The following is a 17,633-nucleotide window of genomic DNA, read 5'->3' as shown; positions in this document are numbered from 1 at the left end:
TATGGGTATGCTATGCGGATCTTAAAGTCAGCAAAGTGATATTCATTAAGGACCACAGGCAGCCATGCAAGAGCAATACCGCCCGGAAGAGATTGAATCCCGCGTGCAGCAACACTGGGATGAAAACGAAACGTTCAAAGTGACAGAGCAGGAAGGTAAAGAAAAATACTATTGCCTCTCCATGTTGCCCTATCCTTCTGGCCGCCTACATATGGGACACGTTCGTAACTACACCATCGGCGACGTAATCGCGCGTTATCAGCGTATGCTCGGCAAAAATGTTTTACAGCCGATTGGCTGGGATGCATTTGGTTTGCCTGCTGAAGGCGCTGCGGTAAAAAATAATACTGCACCCGCGCCATGGACTTACGACAATATCGCCTATATGAAAAACCAGCTAAAACTGCTGGGTTTTGGCTATGACTGGAGCCGCGAATTAGCAACTTGTCAGCCGGAATACTATCGCTGGGAGCAGTGGTTTTTCACCAGGCTATACGAGAAAGGGCTGGTTTATAAAAAAACGTCTGCAGTGAACTGGTGTCCGCACGACCAAACCGTACTGGCGAACGAGCAGGTCATTGATGGCTGCTGCTGGCGCTGTGATACCAGGGTTGAGCGTAAAGAAATTCCTCAGTGGTTTGTGAAAATCACCGATTACGCTGAGGAATTACTCAACGATTTAGATACGCTGGAAGAGTGGCCAGAGCAGGTCAAAACCATGCAGCGTAACTGGATTGGCCGCTCAGAAGGGGTAGAAATCACTTTTGACGTCGCCCATAGCGAAGAAAAAGTCACTGTTTACACCACGCGCCCTGATACCTTTCTCGGTACCACGTATGTCGCTGTGGCTGCCGGCCACCCTTTAGCCACCCAGGCAGCAGTAAATAATCCTGCCCTCGCTGACTTTATCGCCGAATGCCGCAACACCAAAGTGGCGGAAGCCGATATGGCGACGATGGAGAAAAAAGGCATGGCTACCGGCCTGTCTGCTATTCATCCGCTGACCGGCGAGTTAATTCCGGTATGGGTCGCTAACTTTGTTCTGATGGAATACGGCACCGGCGCGGTTATGGCAGTGCCAGGCCACGATCAGCGCGACTGGGAATTTGCTACTAAATACCATTTACCTGTTAAGCCGGTTATCCTGAACCTTGATGGCAGCGAGCCCGATGTCAGCGTTGCGGCGATGACCGATAAAGGCACGCTGTTTAATTCAGGTGAATTCAGTGGCATGGACCACGCAACCGGCTTTAACGCTATCGCGGAGGCTTTAGCGGCGAAAGGCGTTGGCGTGCGTAAAATCAATTACCGTCTGCGCGACTGGGGCGTGTCTCGTCAACGCTACTGGGGCGCGCCTATCCCCATGGTGACGCTGGAAGACGGTACCGTGATGCCGACACCAGAAGATCAGTTACCGGTTATCCTGCCGGAAGACGTCGTGATGGATGGCATCACCAGCCCGATTAAAGCCGATCCTGATTGGGCAAAAACCACGGTTAATGGTCAACCCGCGCGGCGTGAAACCGACACGTTCGATACTTTCATGGAGTCGTCGTGGTACTACGCACGTTATACCTGCGCTAACTATAACGAAGGGATGCTGGACCCGGCGGCAGCGAACTATTGGTTGCCTGTCGATCAGTATGTAGGGGGTATCGAACACGCCATCATGCACCTGCTGTATTTCCGCTTCTATCATAAGCTGTTGCGTGATGCGGGACTGGTAAACTCCAGTGAACCCGCCAAACGTTTGCTGTGCCAGGGCATGGTATTAGCCGATGCGTTTTATTATGTCGGTGCAAACGGCGAGCGCCACTGGGTTTCTCCCGTTGATGTGACGGTTGAGCGCGACGAGAAAGGCCGCATTACCAAAGCTGTCGACAATCAGGGCCACGAGGTGATCTACGCAGGCATGAGCAAAATGTCGAAGTCGAAAAACAACGGCATTGATCCGCAGCTGATGGTGGAACGTTACGGTGCGGATACCGTGCGTCTGTTTATGATGTTTGCTTCGCCGGCCGAAATGACGCTGGAATGGCAGGAATCGGGCGTTGAAGGGGCTAACCGCTTCCTGAAGCGCGTATGGAAACTGGTGTTTGACCATACGCAAAAAGGCGCTACCGTAGCGCTGGACGTCGCGCAACTTGACGATGATCAGAAAGCATTGCGTCGCGATTTACACAAAACCATTGCTAAAGTGACCGATGATGTTGGGCGTCGTCAGACCTTCAATACGGCTATCGCTGCGATCATGGAGTTGATGAATAAGCTGACGCGCGCGCCGCAGGAAGGCGAACAGGATCGCGCTCTGATGCAGGAAGCGCTGTTGGCGGTAACGCGTCTGCTCTATCCGTTCACTCCACATGCCTGCTATATCCTGTGGCAGTCATTGGGGGGTAACGGCAACATTGACGATGCGGTTTGGCCAGAAGCCGATGAAGCGGCAATGGTTGAGGATTCGTTGTTAGTGGTAGTTCAGGTTAACGGCAAAGTGCGCGGTAAAATCACCGTTCCAGCCGACGCAACCCAAGAGCAAGTCCAGGCACGCGCTGCGCAAGAACATCTGGTGGCGAAATATCTGGATGGCGTTACCATTCGTAAAGTGATTTATGTACCGGGCAAACTGCTTAACCTGGTCGTAGGTTAAGTTCAGGAGGAACTGTGCGACATCCAATTATCAGGCTGTTTGTCACGCTCGCGGTGTTGATCATCGCTGGCTGTGGTTTTCACCCACGCGGCACCACCCAGGTGCCAGCGGAGCTGAAAACGCTGATTGTTAATTCTGGCGATCCCTATGGCCCGCTGGCACGTACGGTGCGTCAGCAGCTGCGTCTCAACAACGTCAACCTCGTTGAAGATACCAGGCAAAACCGCACCGATATTCCAACACTGCGCCTTGGTGGTGAAAGACAAGGTCGTGACACCGCATCAGTATTTATCAGCGGGACTACCGCAGAATATCAGCTGGTGATGACGGTAACCGCGCAGGTTCTGTTGCCTGGTAAAGGTATCTATCCAATCAGCACCACGGTTTATCGTTCCTTCTTCGATAACCCAAATGCGGCGCTGGCAAAAGATGCCGAGCAGGACATGATCATTCAGGAGATGCGCCAACGAGCTGCCGAGCAGCTGGTGCGTAAACTGCTGACCGTGCATGCTGCGCAGCTGAACAACAAAGAGACATTACCTGCATCGTCTATTCCGGTACCGGGTGAAGGCTCAGCGGAAGCGCCCTCTTCTTCTGCTACCAGTTTGCAATGATCAGGATTTATCCTGAACAACTCAACGCGCAGCTTCGTGAGGGGCTGCGCGCCTGCTATTTATTAGCGGGTAATGAACCCTTGCTGTTGCAAGAGAGCGCCGATGCCATCCGCGCGACGGCAAATGCGCAAGGCTTTGAAGAACACTTCAGTTTCACCCTGGATGCACAAACCGACTGGGAAAGCCTGTTCGCTAGTTGCCAGGCGCTCAGTCTGTTTGCACAACGGCAAACCCTCACGTTGCAGTTTTCCGAAAACGGCCCAAACGCAGCAATGGCTGAGCAGTTGCTTAAGCTTTCCGGTCTGCTGCATGCCGATATTTTACTTATTTGTCGTCTGGCAAAACTGACTAAAGCTCAGGAAAACAGCGCCTGGTTTAAGGCGTTGTCAGCGCATGGCGTGTTGGTTCCTTGCCAGACGCCCGAGCAGGCACAGCTGCCGCGTTGGGTAGCCAGTCGCGCGAAAGCCATGCAGCTCAGCATTGATGACGCTGCCGTCCAACTACTCTGTTATTGTTATGAAGGGAATTTACTGGCACTGGTACAAGCGCTGGAGCGTTTATCACTTCAGTGGCCGGACGGTAAATTAACCTTGCCACGTGTGGAAGAAGCGGTGAGCGATGCCGCTCACTTTACGCCTTTTCATTGGGTGGATGCCTTGCTTGCGGGCAAAAGTCGCCGTGCGCTGCATATCCTGCATCAGCTGGAAAAAGAGGGCAGCGAAGTCGTGATTTTATTACGCACGCTGCAACGCGACTTACTGACTCTGCTGCACCTGCAACGCCACCAGGCGCAACAGTCGCTGCGTAGCCTGATGGATCAACAACGCATCTGGCAAAACCGCCGGGCTCTTTTTACCGAGGCATTACAACGGCTGGATGCGGCCCGTTTACAGCGCGCCATTCATCTGCTGACGCAGATTGAGCTAACCTTAAAACAGGATTACGGCCAACCGGTTTGGCCACAGCTGGAGACCCTGTCGTTGCTGATTTGTCACCGTGCTTTTCCAGCGAGTTTTGCGTATGTCTGAGTTACACGCGCTGTTTGGCGGCACTTTCGATCCGATCCATTATGGTCATCTCCGTCCGGTCGAAGCGCTGGCACAGCAGGTGGAATTAAAGCGCGTTACTTTATTACCTAATAATGTTCCGCCGCACCGGCCTCAGCCAGAAGCCAGTGCCGCGCAACGCGTGGATATGCTGCGCTGCGCGATCAAACAGCAGCCGCTGTTTGAGATTGATACCCGTGAACTGCAACGCGACACGCCATCGTGGACCGTGACGACGCTGGAAGCCCTGCGTGCCGAACGTGGCAACCAGCAGCCGCTGGGATTTATTATCGGCCAGGACTCTTTGCTGACCGTAGCGAAATGGCACCGCTGGCAGGCGTTGTTATCGTTATGTCATCTGCTGGTATGCAAACGTCCCGGCTACGCAGCGAACATGGATTCTCCAGAAATGCAGCGCTGGCTGGAGCAGCACCTCACCCATGACGTGCGGCAATTGCATCAGCGGAGCGCGGGCTGCATCTGGCTGGCAGAAACGCCTTTGTATGATATTTCTGCTACTGAGATTCGCCAACGGCGCCATCAGAATCAGCCCTGCGATGATTTATTACCTGCTGCCGTTATCGCCTATATCGACCACGCTGGCTTATATCGCGACTGATCTCGTCATGCTATACTGCGCCGCTTGATTTTTGGCTGCACTTTTTCTGCGCACAATTTCGTCAGTGAACCAGTTAATCAGTGCACTATTCGGGCTTTTAGTCAGCCCACCATCACCAGTTTTAAGGGGAACCTTTTGCAAGGTAAAGCACTCCAAGAGTTCGTTATTGATAAGATTGATGATCTTAAAGGCCAGGATATTGTCGCACTTGACGTGCAGGGCAAGTCCAGCATCACCGATTGTATGATTATCTGCACCGGTACATCGACGCGCCACGTATCGTCGATTGCCGATCACGTTGCGCAGGAATCTAAGTCTGCGGGCCTGATGCCGCTGGCAGTAGAAGGCAAAAATGCGGCCGACTGGGTTATCGTTGATCTCGGTGAAGTTATCGTGCATGTGATGCAGGAAGAGAGTCGTCAGTTATATGAACTGGAAAAACTCTGGAGCTAACGAGTGAAACTGCAGCTCGTTGCCGTTGGCACCAAAATGCCCGACTGGGTGCAGTCCGGTTTTCTGGAATACCTGCGTCGTTTTCCCAAAGATATGCCGCTGGAACTGACTGAAGTTCAGGCGGGTAAACGTGGGAAAAATGCCGACATCAAACGCATCCTCGAAAAGGAAGGCGAAGCAATGTTAGCGGCTGTTGGCAAAGGCAACCGTATTGTTACGCTGGATATTCCCGGCCATTCCTGGGAAACGCCGCAACTGGCACAGCAGCTGGAGCGCTGGAAGCAGGACGGGCGTGATGTCAGCCTGCTGATTGGCGGCCCTGAAGGCCTGGCTCCGGCCTGTAAAGCTGCGGCAGAACAGCGTTGGTCGCTTTCAGCATTAACGCTCCCCCATCCGCTGGTGCGCGTGCTGGTTGCGGAGAGTCTTTATCGTGCATGGAGCATTACGGCAAATCATCCTTATCATCGTGAATGACCGATAAGCCCACATCAGACATTACAAGTAGCGGATGAAATTACAAAGCAACGCCTTTCGCGATTACAGCGCCGAACAAAAACTCTTTGTCCGCCGGGCGTTAATCGCTTTCGTCGGTATTTTAGTGCTCTCCTCCGTGCTGGTGGTCAACCTTTACCATCTGCAAATTTTACGTTTCGATGATTACAGCACGCGATCTAACCAGAACCGTATCAAGCTGGTGCCCGTTGCGCCGAGCCGCGGCATTATCTATGACCGTAACGGCACGCCGCTGGCGCTCAATCGCACCATTTATCAGGCCGAGCTGGTGCCAGAAAAAGTCGATGACCTCAAACAGACGTTACAGAATTTACGTCCGATACTCGATCTCAGTGATGAAGATCTCGATGCCTTTGAAAAAGAGCGCAAGCGTTCGCGTCGCTTCACGTCCATTCCGGTGAAAACCGGCCTGAATGACATTCAGGTTGCACGTTTCGCCGTGAATCAATACCGTTTTCCTGGCGTTGAAGTAAAAGGTTATCAGCGGCGCTATTACCCGTTCGGCCAGACCCTGACTCACGTGGTGGGTTACGTGTCGAAAATTAACGATCGCGACGTGGCGCGCCTTGATAAAGAAGAAAAATGGCCAAACTATGCGGCGACACACGATATTGGCAAACTTGGCATCGAGAATTTCTACGAAGACCTGCTGCACGGTAAAACCGGTTATGAAGAGGTCGAGGTAAATAACCGCGGCCGGGTCATTCGTCAGCTGCATGAACAGTCTCCGCAGGCCGGCCGCGACATCTATCTCACTATCGATCTCAAGCTGCAACAATATATCGAAACGCTGCTGACTGGCAGCCGCGCGGCGGTAGTCGTTAGCGATCCCCGTACCGGTGAAATTCTGGCCATGGTGTCCACGCCAAGTTATGACCCTAATTTGTTTGTCGAGGGGATTTCCAGCAAAGATTATCGTGGCTTATTAAGCAATGAAAACCGTCCGCTTTATAACCGTGCAATTCAGGCTTCTTATCCTCCGGCATCAACGGTTAAGCCCTATGTCGCCGTTTCAGCCTTAAGTGCTGGCGTGATTAATCGCAATACCAGTCTGTTTGATCCCGGCTGGTGGCAGCTTCCCGGCTCCGAAAAACGCTATCGTGACTGGAAAAAATGGGGGCATGGCCGTCTCAATGTCACCAAATCGCTGGAGGAATCTGCTGATACCTTTTTCTATCAGGTCGCCTATGACATGGGCATTGACCGCCTTTCCGAATGGATGAACAAGTTTGGTTACGGTCATCGCACCGGCATCGATCTGCCACAGGAAAGCGCCGGTAATATGCCGACACGCGAATGGAAACTTAAGCGCTTTAAAAAACCGTGGTATCAGGGTGATACCATTCCGGTCGGTATCGGTCAGGGTTACTGGACAGCGACGCCGCTGCAGATGAACAAAGCGATGATGATTCTGATTAACGATGGCGTAATCAAGGTGCCGCATCTGCTGCGCGCAACGCGCGAAGGACGCACGCTTATTCCCTATCGCCAGCCGCCGTCGGCCCCGGTTGGCGATATTCATTCTGGTTACTGGGAAATTGCCAAAGATGGCATGTACGGCGTGGCAAATCGCCCGAACGGCACTGCACACAAAAGCTTCGCCGATGCACCCTATAAAATCGCGGCTAAATCCGGTACTGCCCAGGTGTTCGGCTTGAAAGAGAACGAAACCTATAATGCGCATAAAATTGCCGAGCGCCTGCGTGACCATAAACTGATGACTGCGTTTGCTCCTTACGACAAACCGCGTGTTGCCGTCACAATGATTCTGGAAAACGGTGGCGCCGGCCCGGCCGTCGGTACCGTGATGCGCCAGATTCTGGATCATATTATGTTAGGCGATAACAATACTGTCCTGCCGGATGCGGCATCAACGCCGCCCGGCTATGAAGGTGAATAATTCATGTCCATGAACGATAGCCCACAGAAAAGATCGATCTGGACCCGAATCCATATTGATCCGCTGTTTATGCTCATCATTTTAGGTCTGCTGGCCTACAGTGCCATTGTGATATGGAGCGCCAGCGGCCAGGACCCTGGCATGATGGAGCGTAAAATCGGCCAGATTTTGATGGGTCTGGTGATCATGATCGTCATGGCACAGGTGCCGCCACGCGTTTATGAAGGCTGGGCGCCCTATCTTTATATTATCTGCGTCATCTTATTGATTGCGGTCGATGCCTTTGGCCAAATCAGTAAAGGCGCGCAACGCTGGCTGGATTTAGGCATTGTACGCTTCCAGCCTTCGGAGATCGCAAAGATTGCCGTGCCGCTGATGGTGGCGCGCTTTATCAATCGTGATGTTTGTCCGCCAACGCTGAAAAATACCGGCATTGCTCTGATCCTGATTTTTGTGCCCACGCTGTTAGTGGCGGCCCAGCCTGACCTCGGGACCTCAATCCTGATTGCCGCCTCTGGCTTGTTTGTCCTGTTTTTGTCGGGGATGAGCTGGAAACTGATCGGCGTGGCGGTGCTCTTGGTGGCGGCGTTTATTCCGGTGTTGTGGTTTTTTCTGATGCACGATTATCAGCGTGACCGTGTCATGATGCTGCTTGATCCTGAAAGCGATCCGCTCGGTGCGGGCTACCACATCATCCAGTCCAAGATTGCCATTGGTTCCGGTGGCCTGCGCGGTAAAGGCTGGCTGCAAGGTACGCAGTCACAACTGGAGTTCTTACCTGAGCGGCATACCGACTTTATCTTTGCGGTACTGGCAGAGGAGCTTGGCCTGGTCGGCGTGCTGGTATTACTGGTACTTTATTTGCTGTTAATCATGCGCGGTTTGATTGTGGCAGCGCGCGCGCAAACCACGTTTGGTCGCGTAATGGCGGGCGGTTTAATGCTGATTTTTTTCGTTTATGTTTTCGTTAATATTGGCATGGTTAGTGGGATCTTACCGGTGGTTGGCGTTCCGTTGCCGCTGGTCAGTTATGGCGGTTCAGCGCTGATTGTGCTTATGGCGGGATTCGGCATTGTGATGTCGATCCACACTCACCGAAAAATGTTATCTAAAAGTGTTTAAGAGGCTGCTCATGCGTAAGGACTGGCTTGGCGTTGCACTGGCATCACTCATTCTGGCTGCCTGTTCCACCCCGGAACCGCAAAATACCGCGCCGCCGCAACCGGCTTATACTGGCCCGGTAGTGGAAATCCCTGGCGTTGAGCCGCGTTACGAACCTGTTAATCCGGGAACCAGTCAGGATTACAGCGTGAATGGCAAGACGTATCACATTAATAAAGATCCGTCGAATTACAGTGAAGTCGGTCTGGCCGCCTGGTATGGCGACGAAGCTGGCAATCGTACCGCAACCGGTGAAAGTTATGATCCCGATGCATTAACCGCCGCGCACCCCACACTGCCGCTGCCATGCTATGTACGCGTCACAAATCTGGCAAACGGTCGCCAGATTGTCGTTCGGGTTAACGATCGTGGCCCTTATACGCCGGGTCGAATTATTGACCTGTCGCGTGCTACGGGCGATCGCCTTAATATTTCTAACAATAGCCGGGTACGTGTCGATTTTATTAATGTTGCCCCAGATGGCACGCTTTCTGGTCCCGGCACCATTGGAACCGTTGTCGCGAAGCAAAGCTACTCGCTGCCACCACGCCCAGACCTAAGCGGAGGGGCAGTGATGAACGGCAGTAGCGCAGCGCAAACCGCTCCCGCATCGCAGAATGTGGATGCCATCAGCAACAACACGCTGCAAAGCAGCGACACGATGGGCGCACCGATAAAAAGCAGCGGATTTCTTGGTGCGCCGCAGCCATTAGCGAACGGCGTACTGGAAAGCAGCGAACCACAACCTGCTCCAGCGATGGTTGCCGCCTCTCCTGCTGTCAGCGCACCTGCTTCGTCCAGTAACAGCACACATTCAGTGGCAGGTTATGTCGTGCAGGTCGGCGCACTGAACGATCCGGGACGAGCGCAACAAATGCAAAAAAGTTTAAGCCAGCGCTTTGGCGTGCCGGGTGCCGTTGAAGCCGCGGGTAACGTTTATCGCGTCCAGCTTGGCGGTTATAAAACTCGCGCTGAAGCTGTTGCACTGCAACAGCGCCTGAATAATGAAGGCCAGATTGCGTCTTTTATTACCAGCGCACGGCATGAAATGTGATGTAAGTCACATTGGACGTTACGTCTGCTAACAACCCATTCATTAAGCCAGATGCCTGTAAATCAGGCATTTGTTATGATGAGTTACCTTTTTAAACCTTAAACCCATGGATGTTGTAGTCCTACACATGAACACGCTGAAAACATCTCGTTTGCTGAAACGCCTGACAGTGGGCTCACTGATCGCTTTTTCTCTCAGCCATGCTGCTATTGCTGATGATGTTAATCTTAAAACCATGATTCCGGGCGTGCCGGACATTGATGCCGAAGCTTATGTGCTTATCGATTACCATTCAGGTAAGGTGCTGGCGGAGAAGAATGCGGATGCTCGTCGCGATCCCGCCAGCCTGACCAAAATGATGACCAGCTATGTGATTGGACAAGCGGTCAAAGCCGGAAAAATCCATCAGGACGATATTGTTACGGTGGGACAGGATGCCTGGGCAACCGGCAACCCCGTATTTAAAGGCTCTTCCCTGATGTTCCTGAAGCCCGGCGATCGCGTACCGGTTTCACAGCTGACGCGCGGTATCGTACTGCAATCAGGTAACGACGCCTGTGTAGCGATGGCCGATTACGTTGCTGGCAGCCAGGATGCATTCGTCAATCTGATGAATAACTATGTGAAAGCCATTGGCCTGAAAAACACTCATTTCCAGACGGTTCACGGCCTGGATGCCGAAGGTCAATACAGCTCTGCGCGTGATATGGCGCTGATTGGCCAGGCGCTGATCCGCGACGTGCCGGATGAATACGCGGTTTATAAAGAAAAAGAGTTCACCTTTAATAATATTCGTCAGATGAACCGTAATGGGCTGCTTTGGGATACCAACCTGAACGTTGACGGTATCAAAACCGGTCATACTAACGCCGCGGGCTATAATCTGGTGGCGTCTGCCACCGAAGGTCAGATGCGTTTGATATCAGCCGTGATGGGGGGGCATACCTATAAAGGCCGCGAAACCGAAAGCAAAAAATTGCTGACCTGGGGTTTCCGCTTCTTTGAAACTGTGGCACCGCTGAAAGCCGGTAAAGAATTTGCCTCTGAGCCGGTCTGGTTTGGTAACAGCGATCGCGTACAGCTAGGCGTCGATAAAGATGCTTATCTGACGATACCGCGCGGACGGATGAAAGATTTAAAAGCCAGCTATGTTTTGAACAATACGGAATTGCATGCCCCGCTGAAGAAAAATCAGGTTGTCGGCAGCATTAATTTCCAGCTGGACGGCAAAACCATCGATCAACGACCGCTGGTGGTACTGAACGAAGTTTCTGAAGGGGGCTTCTTTAGCCGCATCGTTGACTACATCAAGCTGATGTTCCATCACTGGTTCGGCTAATCCCTGCGGGCGATTGAAAAATCGCCACAGCGCCCCCATAACACGTTATTATGATGCTCCCGCTCAGGCGGGAGCCCGTTTTTTATGCACCGGAGTTAATATGAAAACCAAACTGAATGAACTGCTCGAATTTCCTACCCCGTTTACCTACAAAGTAATGGGTCTGGCACAACCGGAGCTGGTTGATCAAGTGGTTGAAGTGGTGCAACGTCATGCGCCCGGCGACTACTCGCCAGAAGTGAAGCCGAGCAGCAAGGGCAATTATCACTCCGTTAATATTACGATTACCGCTACCCATATCGAGCAGGTTGAAACCCTGTACGAAGAGCTGGGCAAAATCGAGATCGTGCGTATGGTGCTGTAACTACCAGCGTCGGTAAAGGGAGTTGGTCTTACGCTTTGCCGACGTTATAATCTGCTTCTCACCCTTTAACGGACCCCTGTTGTGTCAGTTGAAACTCTTCTTGTTCGCCAGTTAGGTTTACGCAACTGGCAATTCACATCAGAAGCTATGCACCATTATACCGATCACCGTGACGGCAACAGTCGCGACGAGATTTGGCTGGTGGAGCATTATCCGGTATTTACCCAGGGTCAGGCAGGCAAAGCTGAACACGTTTTGTTGCCTGGCGATATTCCAGTGGTGCAAAGCGATCGCGGCGGTCAGGTCACTTATCACGGCCCCGGCCAGCAAGTGATGTATGTGCTTATTGATGTGAAGCGACGTAAGCTTGGCGTGCGGCAGTTGGTCACAGCTTTAGAAGAAACGGTAATGACAACGCTGGCTCACTTTGGCGTTGAAGCGCGCGCGCGCGCAGACGCGCCGGGTGTCTATGTGGGTGACGATAAAATTTGCTCACTTGGGCTGCGAATTCGTAAAGGCTGTTCGTTTCACGGTCTGGCGCTTAATGTCGCAATGGACTTATCCCCTTTCCTGCGTATCAATCCCTGTGGTTATGCTGGCATGCGCATGACGCAGCTACAACATTTCCAGCATGCGATCAGCGTTAATGATGTCCAGCCTTTGCTGGTCGCGGCATTTGCACGTCAGCTGAACTATCAAAATGTGGAGTGGCTGGCGCAAAAAGACCCTGCGCTGAGTTAACTGTGAATGCGACTTTACAAATATGTAACGTTTCTGCCTTCAGGATGGCTGCTTCATTGCCAATGAAATGATATAATTTTTGCACTTTTTTCAAATAAAGTTGAAAGCTTCCCTTTTACGTTTTATGAAAGCGCTTTCAAATCGCAATCCGACCGGAACCTGCAGATTTTATGAGTAAACCAATTCAGATGGAACGCGGCGTCAAATATCGTGACGCAGATAAGATGGCGTTGATCCCGGTGAAAACCGTGACCACCGAACGGCAAGAGATGTTGCGTAAGCCGGAATGGATGAAAATCAAGTTGCCTGCGGATTCCAGTCGTATCCAGGGCATCAAAGCGGCAATGCGTAAAAACGGGTTGCACTCGGTCTGTGAAGAGGCGTCCTGTCCTAATCTTGCCGAATGTTTTAACCACGGTACTGCAACCTTTATGATCCTGGGTGCAATCTGTACTCGCCGCTGTCCATTCTGCGATGTTGCTCATGGCCGCCCAAATGCACCAGATGCAAATGAACCAGGCAAACTGGCGCAAACTATTGCTGATATGGCGCTGCGCTATGTCGTGATTACGTCGGTTGACCGCGACGATCTGCGTGATGGCGGCGCTCAGCATTTTGCTGATTGCATTGCAGCAATTCGTGAAAAGAATCCAACCATTAAAATTGAAACGCTGGTGCCCGACTTCCGTGGCCGTATGGATCGGGCCCTGGAGATCCTCACCGCTACACCACCGGACGTGTTCAACCATAATCTGGAAAACGTACCGCGCGTTTACCGTCAGGTTCGTCCTGGTGCAAATTACGACTGGTCATTAAAACTGCTGGAACGTTTTAAAGAAGCGCATCCAGGCGTGCCGACTAAATCGGGTTTGATGGTCGGCTTAGGTGAAACGAATGCCGAAATTATTGAAGTGATGCGTGATTTACGCCGTCATGGTGTCACTATGCTGACCCTGGGTCAGTATTTACAGCCGAGCCGCCATCACTTGCCGGTTCAGCGCTACGTCAGTCCGGCTGAATTTGATGAGATGAAAGAAGAAGCATTGGCCATGGGCTTTACCCATGCCGCATGCGGTCCTTTTGTTCGCTCGTCTTATCACGCAGATATGCAGGCCAAAGGTCTGGAAGTCAAATAACGCTGTCCAGGTCGTGTCGTCCAACGCGACCTTAATTCACCCCGGTTAATCGGCAACATCACCTTTAACAGCCCATCCACCTCCTTGGTGGAGCGCATCACCCGCAGGTTAACAGCATAAAAACAGAGCTGGAGAAATCTGTCAGAGATATATAGAGGGGCTGCCAGTAACGACATTATGGGTGGAAAAACGCCAGGCTGGCAGTCGGCATATAAACAAAAACCAGACTGCTTGCAGCCTGGTTTTTTATCATTCTTACAGAAACAAAAAGTAACATTTATTGTCAGCTGACAATAAATTATTCTTTATGTGATACGCGTTCTGCTGGACTCTCTTCAGCCGTATTCCTGGTTGCGCTGGATTCATCATCTTTCATGGCTTTTTTGAAGCCTTTGATTGCGGAGCCCAGATCGCCACCCAGTGAACGTAACTTATTGGTGCCAAAGAGCAGTACGATGAGCGCACCGATAATCAGCAATTTGGCAATACTGATACCTTCCATAATTAATTTTTCAACCTTAACAAAAAACGGTGAGTATTATTTACGCGCAGTTTTGTACTGGCCTCAACTACAATCTGTAACAGGGTAAGATCGCTGAGCCACGCGCTGCTCTCTACAATTCAGATAAAACGACTCAGAAACGCCTGTGTTCGCGGGTGTTGTGGATTTACAATGACCTCTTCAGGTGTCCCCTGCTCCACTACCACACCACCATCCATAAACACCACGCGATCTGCCGCTTCGCGGGCAAAACTAATTTCATGCGTCACGACAATCATGGTTAAGCCCTGATCGGCTAGCGTACGCATGGTGGCCAGTACTTCACCGATTAATTCCGGGTCCAGAGCTGATGTCGGCTCGTCAAATAACATTAACGTAGGCTTGATGGCTAAGGCACGGGCAATCGCGACGCGCTGCTGCTGCCCACCCGAAAGATGGCGCGGCCAGGCATCGGCTTTATCGCTTAACCCAACGGTGGCCAGCAAGGCTTTAGCATGCGCCAGCGCGGCCTGACGCGAGAACTTATGCACGCCAATCGGCGCTTCAATAATGTTTTGCAGTACCGTCATATGCGGATAAAGGTTGAATTGCTGAAACACCATGCCAATTTTCTGTCGCTGATGAGCGATTTTACGAGGCGACAAGCGATGCAGTACGTTGCGCTTAAGCTCATAACCAATCTGCTGATCATCCACCATTATTGAGCCGGCATTCATATCTTCAAGGTGGTTGATACAGCGCAAAAAAGTTGACTTCCCCGAGCCTGATGGCCCGAGGATAACCACCACTTCGCCCGGATAAACGTCAAGATCAATGCCTTTGAGCACTTCATTATCGCCATAGCTTTTCTGCACGTTACGCGCGCGTACCAAAGGCTGAACAGCATCAGAACTCATACATCCTCCTTTTGCACCAGCGACGCATTTGACATTGGCGTGGCAGTACGTTTGGCAGCCACCACCACACGCTTTGTACCACGCGCATAATAACGTTCGATTGCTGACTGGCCGACATTCAGTATCGAAGTAATAAGCAGATACCAGATAACCGCCACCATTAACATTGGGATGATTTCAAAGGTACGGTTATAGACTGCCTGCACGGAATAAAGCAGATCGCCCATCGCAATCACGCTCACCAGCGAGGTGGCTTTGATCATACTAATTAACTGGTTACCCGTTGGCGGAATGATTGCACGCATTGCCTGCGGAATAATAATGCGGCGTAACGCACGCGTTCTGCTCATACCAAAGGCCTGAGTCGTTTCTATCTGGCCATTGTCTACCGATAGCAAACCGGCACGAATAACTTCCGCCATATATGCCGCTTCGTTCAGCGCCAAACCAGCAATCGCTGCGGTCAGTGGGGTAATAAGATCGTTAGTATTCCAGCTGGCAAACGTGATGTCGGTCCACGGCACGGTAATCGACAGGGTTGGAAAAAGCGTCGACAGGTTGTACCAGAAAATCAGCTGTACCAGCAGCGGTGTGCCCCGGAAAAACCAAATATATAAAGCTGAAATACCACTCAGTAACCTGTTCTCAGATAAACGCCAGACCGCCAGCAGCAAGCCCAATAGCGTGCCGAGGATCATTGACACCACGGTCAGCCCCAGCGTTACCCGCAACCCTTTCAATACCGAGGCTTCAGTGAACCACTGCAGCACCACTTTCCATCCAAAATTAGGATTGGTTGCCACCAACCACAACAGGTTAGCGGCAATAACCTGCACCACAATCCATGAAACCCAGCGTCCATAAGAGGGCGCGCTGTGGGCGAAAGCCACGTCGCGCTGTTGCACGTCGGCCTTGTCCGTGGCTCGCGAATCGTTGGTGTGTAAACTCATTGAGCCGCCCCTTTCGCCAGATTGAAGCCTGGCGCGTCAATCATATTGCCGTCCAGTTTCCACTTTTTCATGATCGCTGCATATGTGCCGTTTTGATACAGCTCCTTGTAGCCATCCAGTACCACTTTGCCCAGCTGTGAATTTTTCGGCACGACCGTACCCTGAAAAATATCGCCGAAACCGTTTTTTTGGCCTTTGCCAGCGAGTTCAAGCTGACCATGCGCTTGTTCAACAAAATAGGTAAGCGGCGCCTGTGAGGAGAAGAAAGCGTCTGAACGTTTAGAACGCACCGCCAGAATAGAAGAAGGCTGATCGGTAAACGACTGCACCGTTACTGCGGGTTTACCGGCGGCGGTACAGGCGGCGGACTGCTTACGAATAACCTGCTCGGCGGAGCCTGCTGCCATCACCGCAATACGCTTGCCGCAGGTATCTTTCAGTCCATTAATTTTAGCCGGATTGCCTTTTTGCACGCCAAAAACCACAAATTCCTGGACGAAATCGACAAAGTCGACCTTCTTCTGGCGATCGGGATAATCGCCCACCGGGCCAATGGCTAACTGATAGCGACCCGAATTGATGCCCGCCAATACGCCCGACAAACCGCTCACCGTCGCATGCTCGATTTTCACGCCCAGCAGCTGGCTCAGGGCGAGGGTTAGGTCAGCGGATGCCCCATCCATTGAATGCGGACCATTAACGATTTCATAAGGCGGAAACGATCCGTTGTTCACCGAAATCATTTTTCCTGCTTTCTTAATATCGTCAGGCAGGCGATCGTGCAGCGCCTGATCAACCTTCTGCGTCGGGATGACATCAGCAGCGTGGGCTAAAGTTGCAGTCAGCCCCAAAGCCAGCGTAATTGCAGTCGCTATCTTCATTATGTATTTTCCCCAATGCTGTCAGTGTGATTTCAATTCAGGTCGAGCAAAACGGCGGTTTTCAAGAACCGGTAAAACGCGACGAGCATAAGCAATCCGTTGTGGATCGAGATCGGCAAACACTAATGCACCCGATTCCGGCGCTTTTGCTATCGCTACGCCGAGCGGATCAATCACCAGACTGTTGCCAATATTGCGCGGGCCACATTCACCGACAGCCACCATGTAGCAGGTGTTTTCCAGCGCACGTGCGGTGGTTAACAGCTCCCAGTGGCTCTCTTTTAATGGTCCTTTAACCCAGGCAGCAGGCAAAACCAGCACATCGGCGCCATCCAGCACCAGTCGACGCGCCAGTTCCGGAAAACGCACGTCGTAACATGTCATCAAACCCACTTTCATTCCTGCCACATCGACCAGGGGGGGAACAACATGACCGGGATTCACCCGCTGGGACTCTTGCATGGCAAAAGCATCATAAAGATGCAGTTTTTCGTAAGCGGCAATAATTTCACCGTTACGGATGGCGATCAGAACGTTCAGCGCCTTCTGCGCTTCAGTCGGCACATGGACGCTCATCATCGTGGTGAGATCGTTACCTTTGCTGGCCGCCAGCAGCTGCGTTAAAAACGGACCATCCAGCGGCTGCGCCGCTTTCAGAACCAGATCAGGATCGGCAATATCACGCGCCAGTACACCTTCTGGCAACACCAGCAGGTGCGCGCCGCCTGCCTGGGCCCGCGCCATTAAATCCAGACAAATAGTGGCGTTTTCCTGCCATTCACGGCTGACCGCAAATTGTCCCATCGCAACTTTCATC

Annotated in this window: 18 protein-coding genes; 13 read left to right on the top strand and 5 right to left on the bottom strand. The window is 52.0% G+C overall.

Annotated elements, in window-relative coordinates; genetic code table 11:
• Window positions 1-64 precede the first annotated feature (64 nt).
• From leuS to lipA, 13 genes are all read left to right on the top strand, one after another.
• On the top strand, window positions 65-2,647 hold the full coding sequence (leuS, locus tag H2P46_RS10610) for a leucine--tRNA ligase (RefSeq protein ID WP_193405049.1): 2,583 nt from the start codon (window positions 65-67) through the stop codon (window positions 2,645-2,647).
• Between the two features lie 14 nt (window positions 2,648-2,661).
• The gene (lptE, locus tag H2P46_RS10605; RefSeq protein WP_193405048.1) at window positions 2,662-3,261 is read left to right on the top strand and encodes an LPS assembly lipoprotein LptE; all 600 of its coding nucleotides are present in this window, start codon (window positions 2,662-2,664) and stop codon (window positions 3,259-3,261) included.
• Window positions 3,258-4,289, top strand: a complete 1,032-nt coding sequence (holA, locus tag H2P46_RS10600; RefSeq protein ID WP_193405047.1) for a DNA polymerase III subunit delta — start codon at window positions 3,258-3,260, stop codon at window positions 4,287-4,289. Before lptE ends, holA begins: the two co-directional genes overlap by 4 nt.
• A complete protein-coding gene (gene nadD, locus H2P46_RS10595) occupies window positions 4,282-4,926 on the top strand; it encodes a nicotinate-nucleotide adenylyltransferase (RefSeq protein ID WP_193405046.1) in 645 nt (214 codons plus the stop codon). Before holA ends, nadD begins: the two co-directional genes overlap by 8 nt.
• Before the next feature lie 135 nt (window positions 4,927-5,061).
• Window positions 5,062-5,379 carry a ribosome silencing factor gene (gene rsfS / locus H2P46_RS10590; protein ID WP_193405045.1) on the top strand — a complete coding sequence of 106 codons (318 nt, stop codon included), beginning with the start codon at window positions 5,062-5,064 and terminating at the stop codon, window positions 5,377-5,379.
• Between the two features lie 3 nt (window positions 5,380-5,382).
• Window positions 5,383-5,853 (top strand): 23S rRNA (pseudouridine(1915)-N(3))-methyltransferase RlmH, encoded by a 471-nt coding sequence (gene rlmH / locus H2P46_RS10585; protein ID WP_193405044.1) that lies wholly within the window; start codon window positions 5,383-5,385, stop codon window positions 5,851-5,853.
• Between the two features lie 34 nt (window positions 5,854-5,887).
• Window positions 5,888-7,792, top strand: coding sequence for a peptidoglycan DD-transpeptidase MrdA (mrdA, locus tag H2P46_RS10580; protein WP_193405043.1), 1,905 nt, complete (start codon window positions 5,888-5,890; stop codon window positions 7,790-7,792).
• Between the two features lie 9 nt (window positions 7,793-7,801).
• Window positions 7,802-8,914, top strand: a complete 1,113-nt coding sequence (gene mrdB, locus H2P46_RS10575) for a peptidoglycan glycosyltransferase MrdB (protein WP_193405255.1) — start codon at window positions 7,802-7,804, stop codon at window positions 8,912-8,914.
• 10 nt (window positions 8,915-8,924) lie between these two features.
• Window positions 8,925-10,007, top strand: a complete 1,083-nt coding sequence (gene rlpA / locus H2P46_RS10570; protein WP_193405042.1) for an endolytic peptidoglycan transglycosylase RlpA — start codon at window positions 8,925-8,927, stop codon at window positions 10,005-10,007.
• 127 nt (window positions 10,008-10,134) lie between these two features.
• Window positions 10,135-11,346: a D-alanyl-D-alanine carboxypeptidase DacA gene (dacA, locus tag H2P46_RS10565; protein ID WP_193405254.1), complete on the top strand. Its 1,212-nt coding sequence runs from the start codon at window positions 10,135-10,137 to the stop codon at window positions 11,344-11,346.
• A gap of 100 nt (window positions 11,347-11,446) precedes the next feature.
• On the top strand, window positions 11,447-11,710 hold the full coding sequence (ybeD, locus tag H2P46_RS10560) for a DUF493 family protein YbeD (protein ID WP_193405041.1): 264 nt from the start codon (window positions 11,447-11,449) through the stop codon (window positions 11,708-11,710).
• Between the two features lie 81 nt (window positions 11,711-11,791).
• Window positions 11,792-12,451 (top strand): lipoyl(octanoyl) transferase LipB, encoded by a 660-nt coding sequence (gene lipB, locus H2P46_RS10555; RefSeq protein ID WP_193405040.1) that lies wholly within the window; start codon window positions 11,792-11,794, stop codon window positions 12,449-12,451.
• 170 nt (window positions 12,452-12,621) lie between these two features.
• Window positions 12,622-13,587: a lipoyl synthase gene (gene lipA, locus H2P46_RS10550; protein ID WP_193405039.1), complete on the top strand. Its 966-nt coding sequence runs from the start codon at window positions 12,622-12,624 to the stop codon at window positions 13,585-13,587.
• 298 nt (window positions 13,588-13,885) lie between these two features.
• Here the strand turns inward: lipA and tatE are convergent, their stop codons facing one another.
• The 5 genes from tatE to H2P46_RS10525 all read right to left on the bottom strand — a co-directional run bounded on the left by tatE (window position 13,886) and on the right by H2P46_RS10525 (window position 17,632).
• Window positions 13,886-14,089, bottom strand: coding sequence for a twin-arginine translocase subunit TatE (tatE, locus tag H2P46_RS10545; protein ID WP_193405038.1), 204 nt, complete (start codon window positions 14,087-14,089; stop codon window positions 13,886-13,888).
• A 119-nt stretch (window positions 14,090-14,208) separates the two neighbouring features.
• Entirely contained in the window at window positions 14,209-14,985 is a 777-nt protein-coding gene (locus tag H2P46_RS10540; RefSeq protein ID WP_238938983.1) for an amino acid ABC transporter ATP-binding protein, read from the bottom strand.
• The gene (locus H2P46_RS10535) at window positions 14,982-15,935 is read right to left on the bottom strand and encodes an amino acid ABC transporter permease (protein WP_193405037.1); all 954 of its coding nucleotides are present in this window, start codon (window positions 15,933-15,935) and stop codon (window positions 14,982-14,984) included. The genes H2P46_RS10540 and H2P46_RS10535 overlap by 4 nt, the downstream gene beginning before the upstream one ends.
• The gene (locus H2P46_RS10530) at window positions 15,932-16,819 is read right to left on the bottom strand and encodes a transporter substrate-binding domain-containing protein (RefSeq protein WP_193405252.1); all 888 of its coding nucleotides are present in this window, start codon (window positions 16,817-16,819) and stop codon (window positions 15,932-15,934) included. The genes H2P46_RS10535 and H2P46_RS10530 overlap by 4 nt, the downstream gene beginning before the upstream one ends.
• 18 nt (window positions 16,820-16,837) lie before the next feature.
• Window positions 16,838-17,632, bottom strand: coding sequence for a deaminated glutathione amidase (locus H2P46_RS10525; protein ID WP_193405251.1), 795 nt, complete (start codon window positions 17,630-17,632; stop codon window positions 16,838-16,840).
• Between the last annotated feature and the right edge of the window lies 1 nt (window position 17,633).

It is taken from the genome of Mixta mediterraneensis, from assembly GCF_014946725.1.
In the GTDB taxonomy this organism is placed as follows: Bacteria; Pseudomonadota; Gammaproteobacteria; order Enterobacterales; family Enterobacteriaceae; genus Pantoea; species Pantoea mediterraneensis.
Note: the sequence above shows the minus strand (reverse complement) of the source record. Positions and strands in the feature narration are given on the sequence as shown.

Bases quoted from the DNA above. Each gene is read 5' to 3' on its own strand.
- leuS (WP_193405049.1), top strand. From the start codon at position 65: ATGCAAGAGCAATACCGCCCGGAAGAGATTGAATCCCGCGTGCAGCAA.
- holA (WP_193405047.1), top strand. From the start codon at position 3,258: ATGATCAGGATTTATCCTGAACAACTCAACGCGCAGCTTCGTGAGGGG.
- nadD (WP_193405046.1), top strand. From the start codon at position 4,282: ATGTCTGAGTTACACGCGCTGTTTGGCGGCACTTTCGATCCGATCCAT.
- mrdA (WP_193405043.1), top strand. From the start codon at position 5,888: ATGAAATTACAAAGCAACGCCTTTCGCGATTACAGCGCCGAACAAAAA.
- mrdB (WP_193405255.1), top strand. From the start codon at position 7,802: ATGAACGATAGCCCACAGAAAAGATCGATCTGGACCCGAATCCATATT.
- rlpA (WP_193405042.1), top strand. From the start codon at position 8,925: ATGCGTAAGGACTGGCTTGGCGTTGCACTGGCATCACTCATTCTGGCT.
- dacA (WP_193405254.1), top strand. From the start codon at position 10,135: ATGAACACGCTGAAAACATCTCGTTTGCTGAAACGCCTGACAGTGGGC.
- ybeD (WP_193405041.1), top strand. From the start codon at position 11,447: ATGAAAACCAAACTGAATGAACTGCTCGAATTTCCTACCCCGTTTACC.
- lipA (WP_193405039.1), top strand. From the start codon at position 12,622: ATGAGTAAACCAATTCAGATGGAACGCGGCGTCAAATATCGTGACGCA.
- tatE (WP_193405038.1), bottom strand. From the start codon at position 14,089: ATGGAAGGTATCAGTATTGCCAAATTGCTGATTATCGGTGCGCTCATC.
- H2P46_RS10540 (WP_238938983.1), bottom strand. From the start codon at position 14,985: ATGAGTTCTGATGCTGTTCAGCCTTTGGTACGCGCGCGTAACGTGCAG.
- H2P46_RS10535 (WP_193405037.1), bottom strand. From the start codon at position 15,935: ATGAGTTTACACACCAACGATTCGCGAGCCACGGACAAGGCCGACGTG.
- H2P46_RS10525 (WP_193405251.1), bottom strand. From the start codon at position 17,632: ATGAAAGTTGCGATGGGACAATTTGCGGTCAGCCGTGAATGGCAGGAA.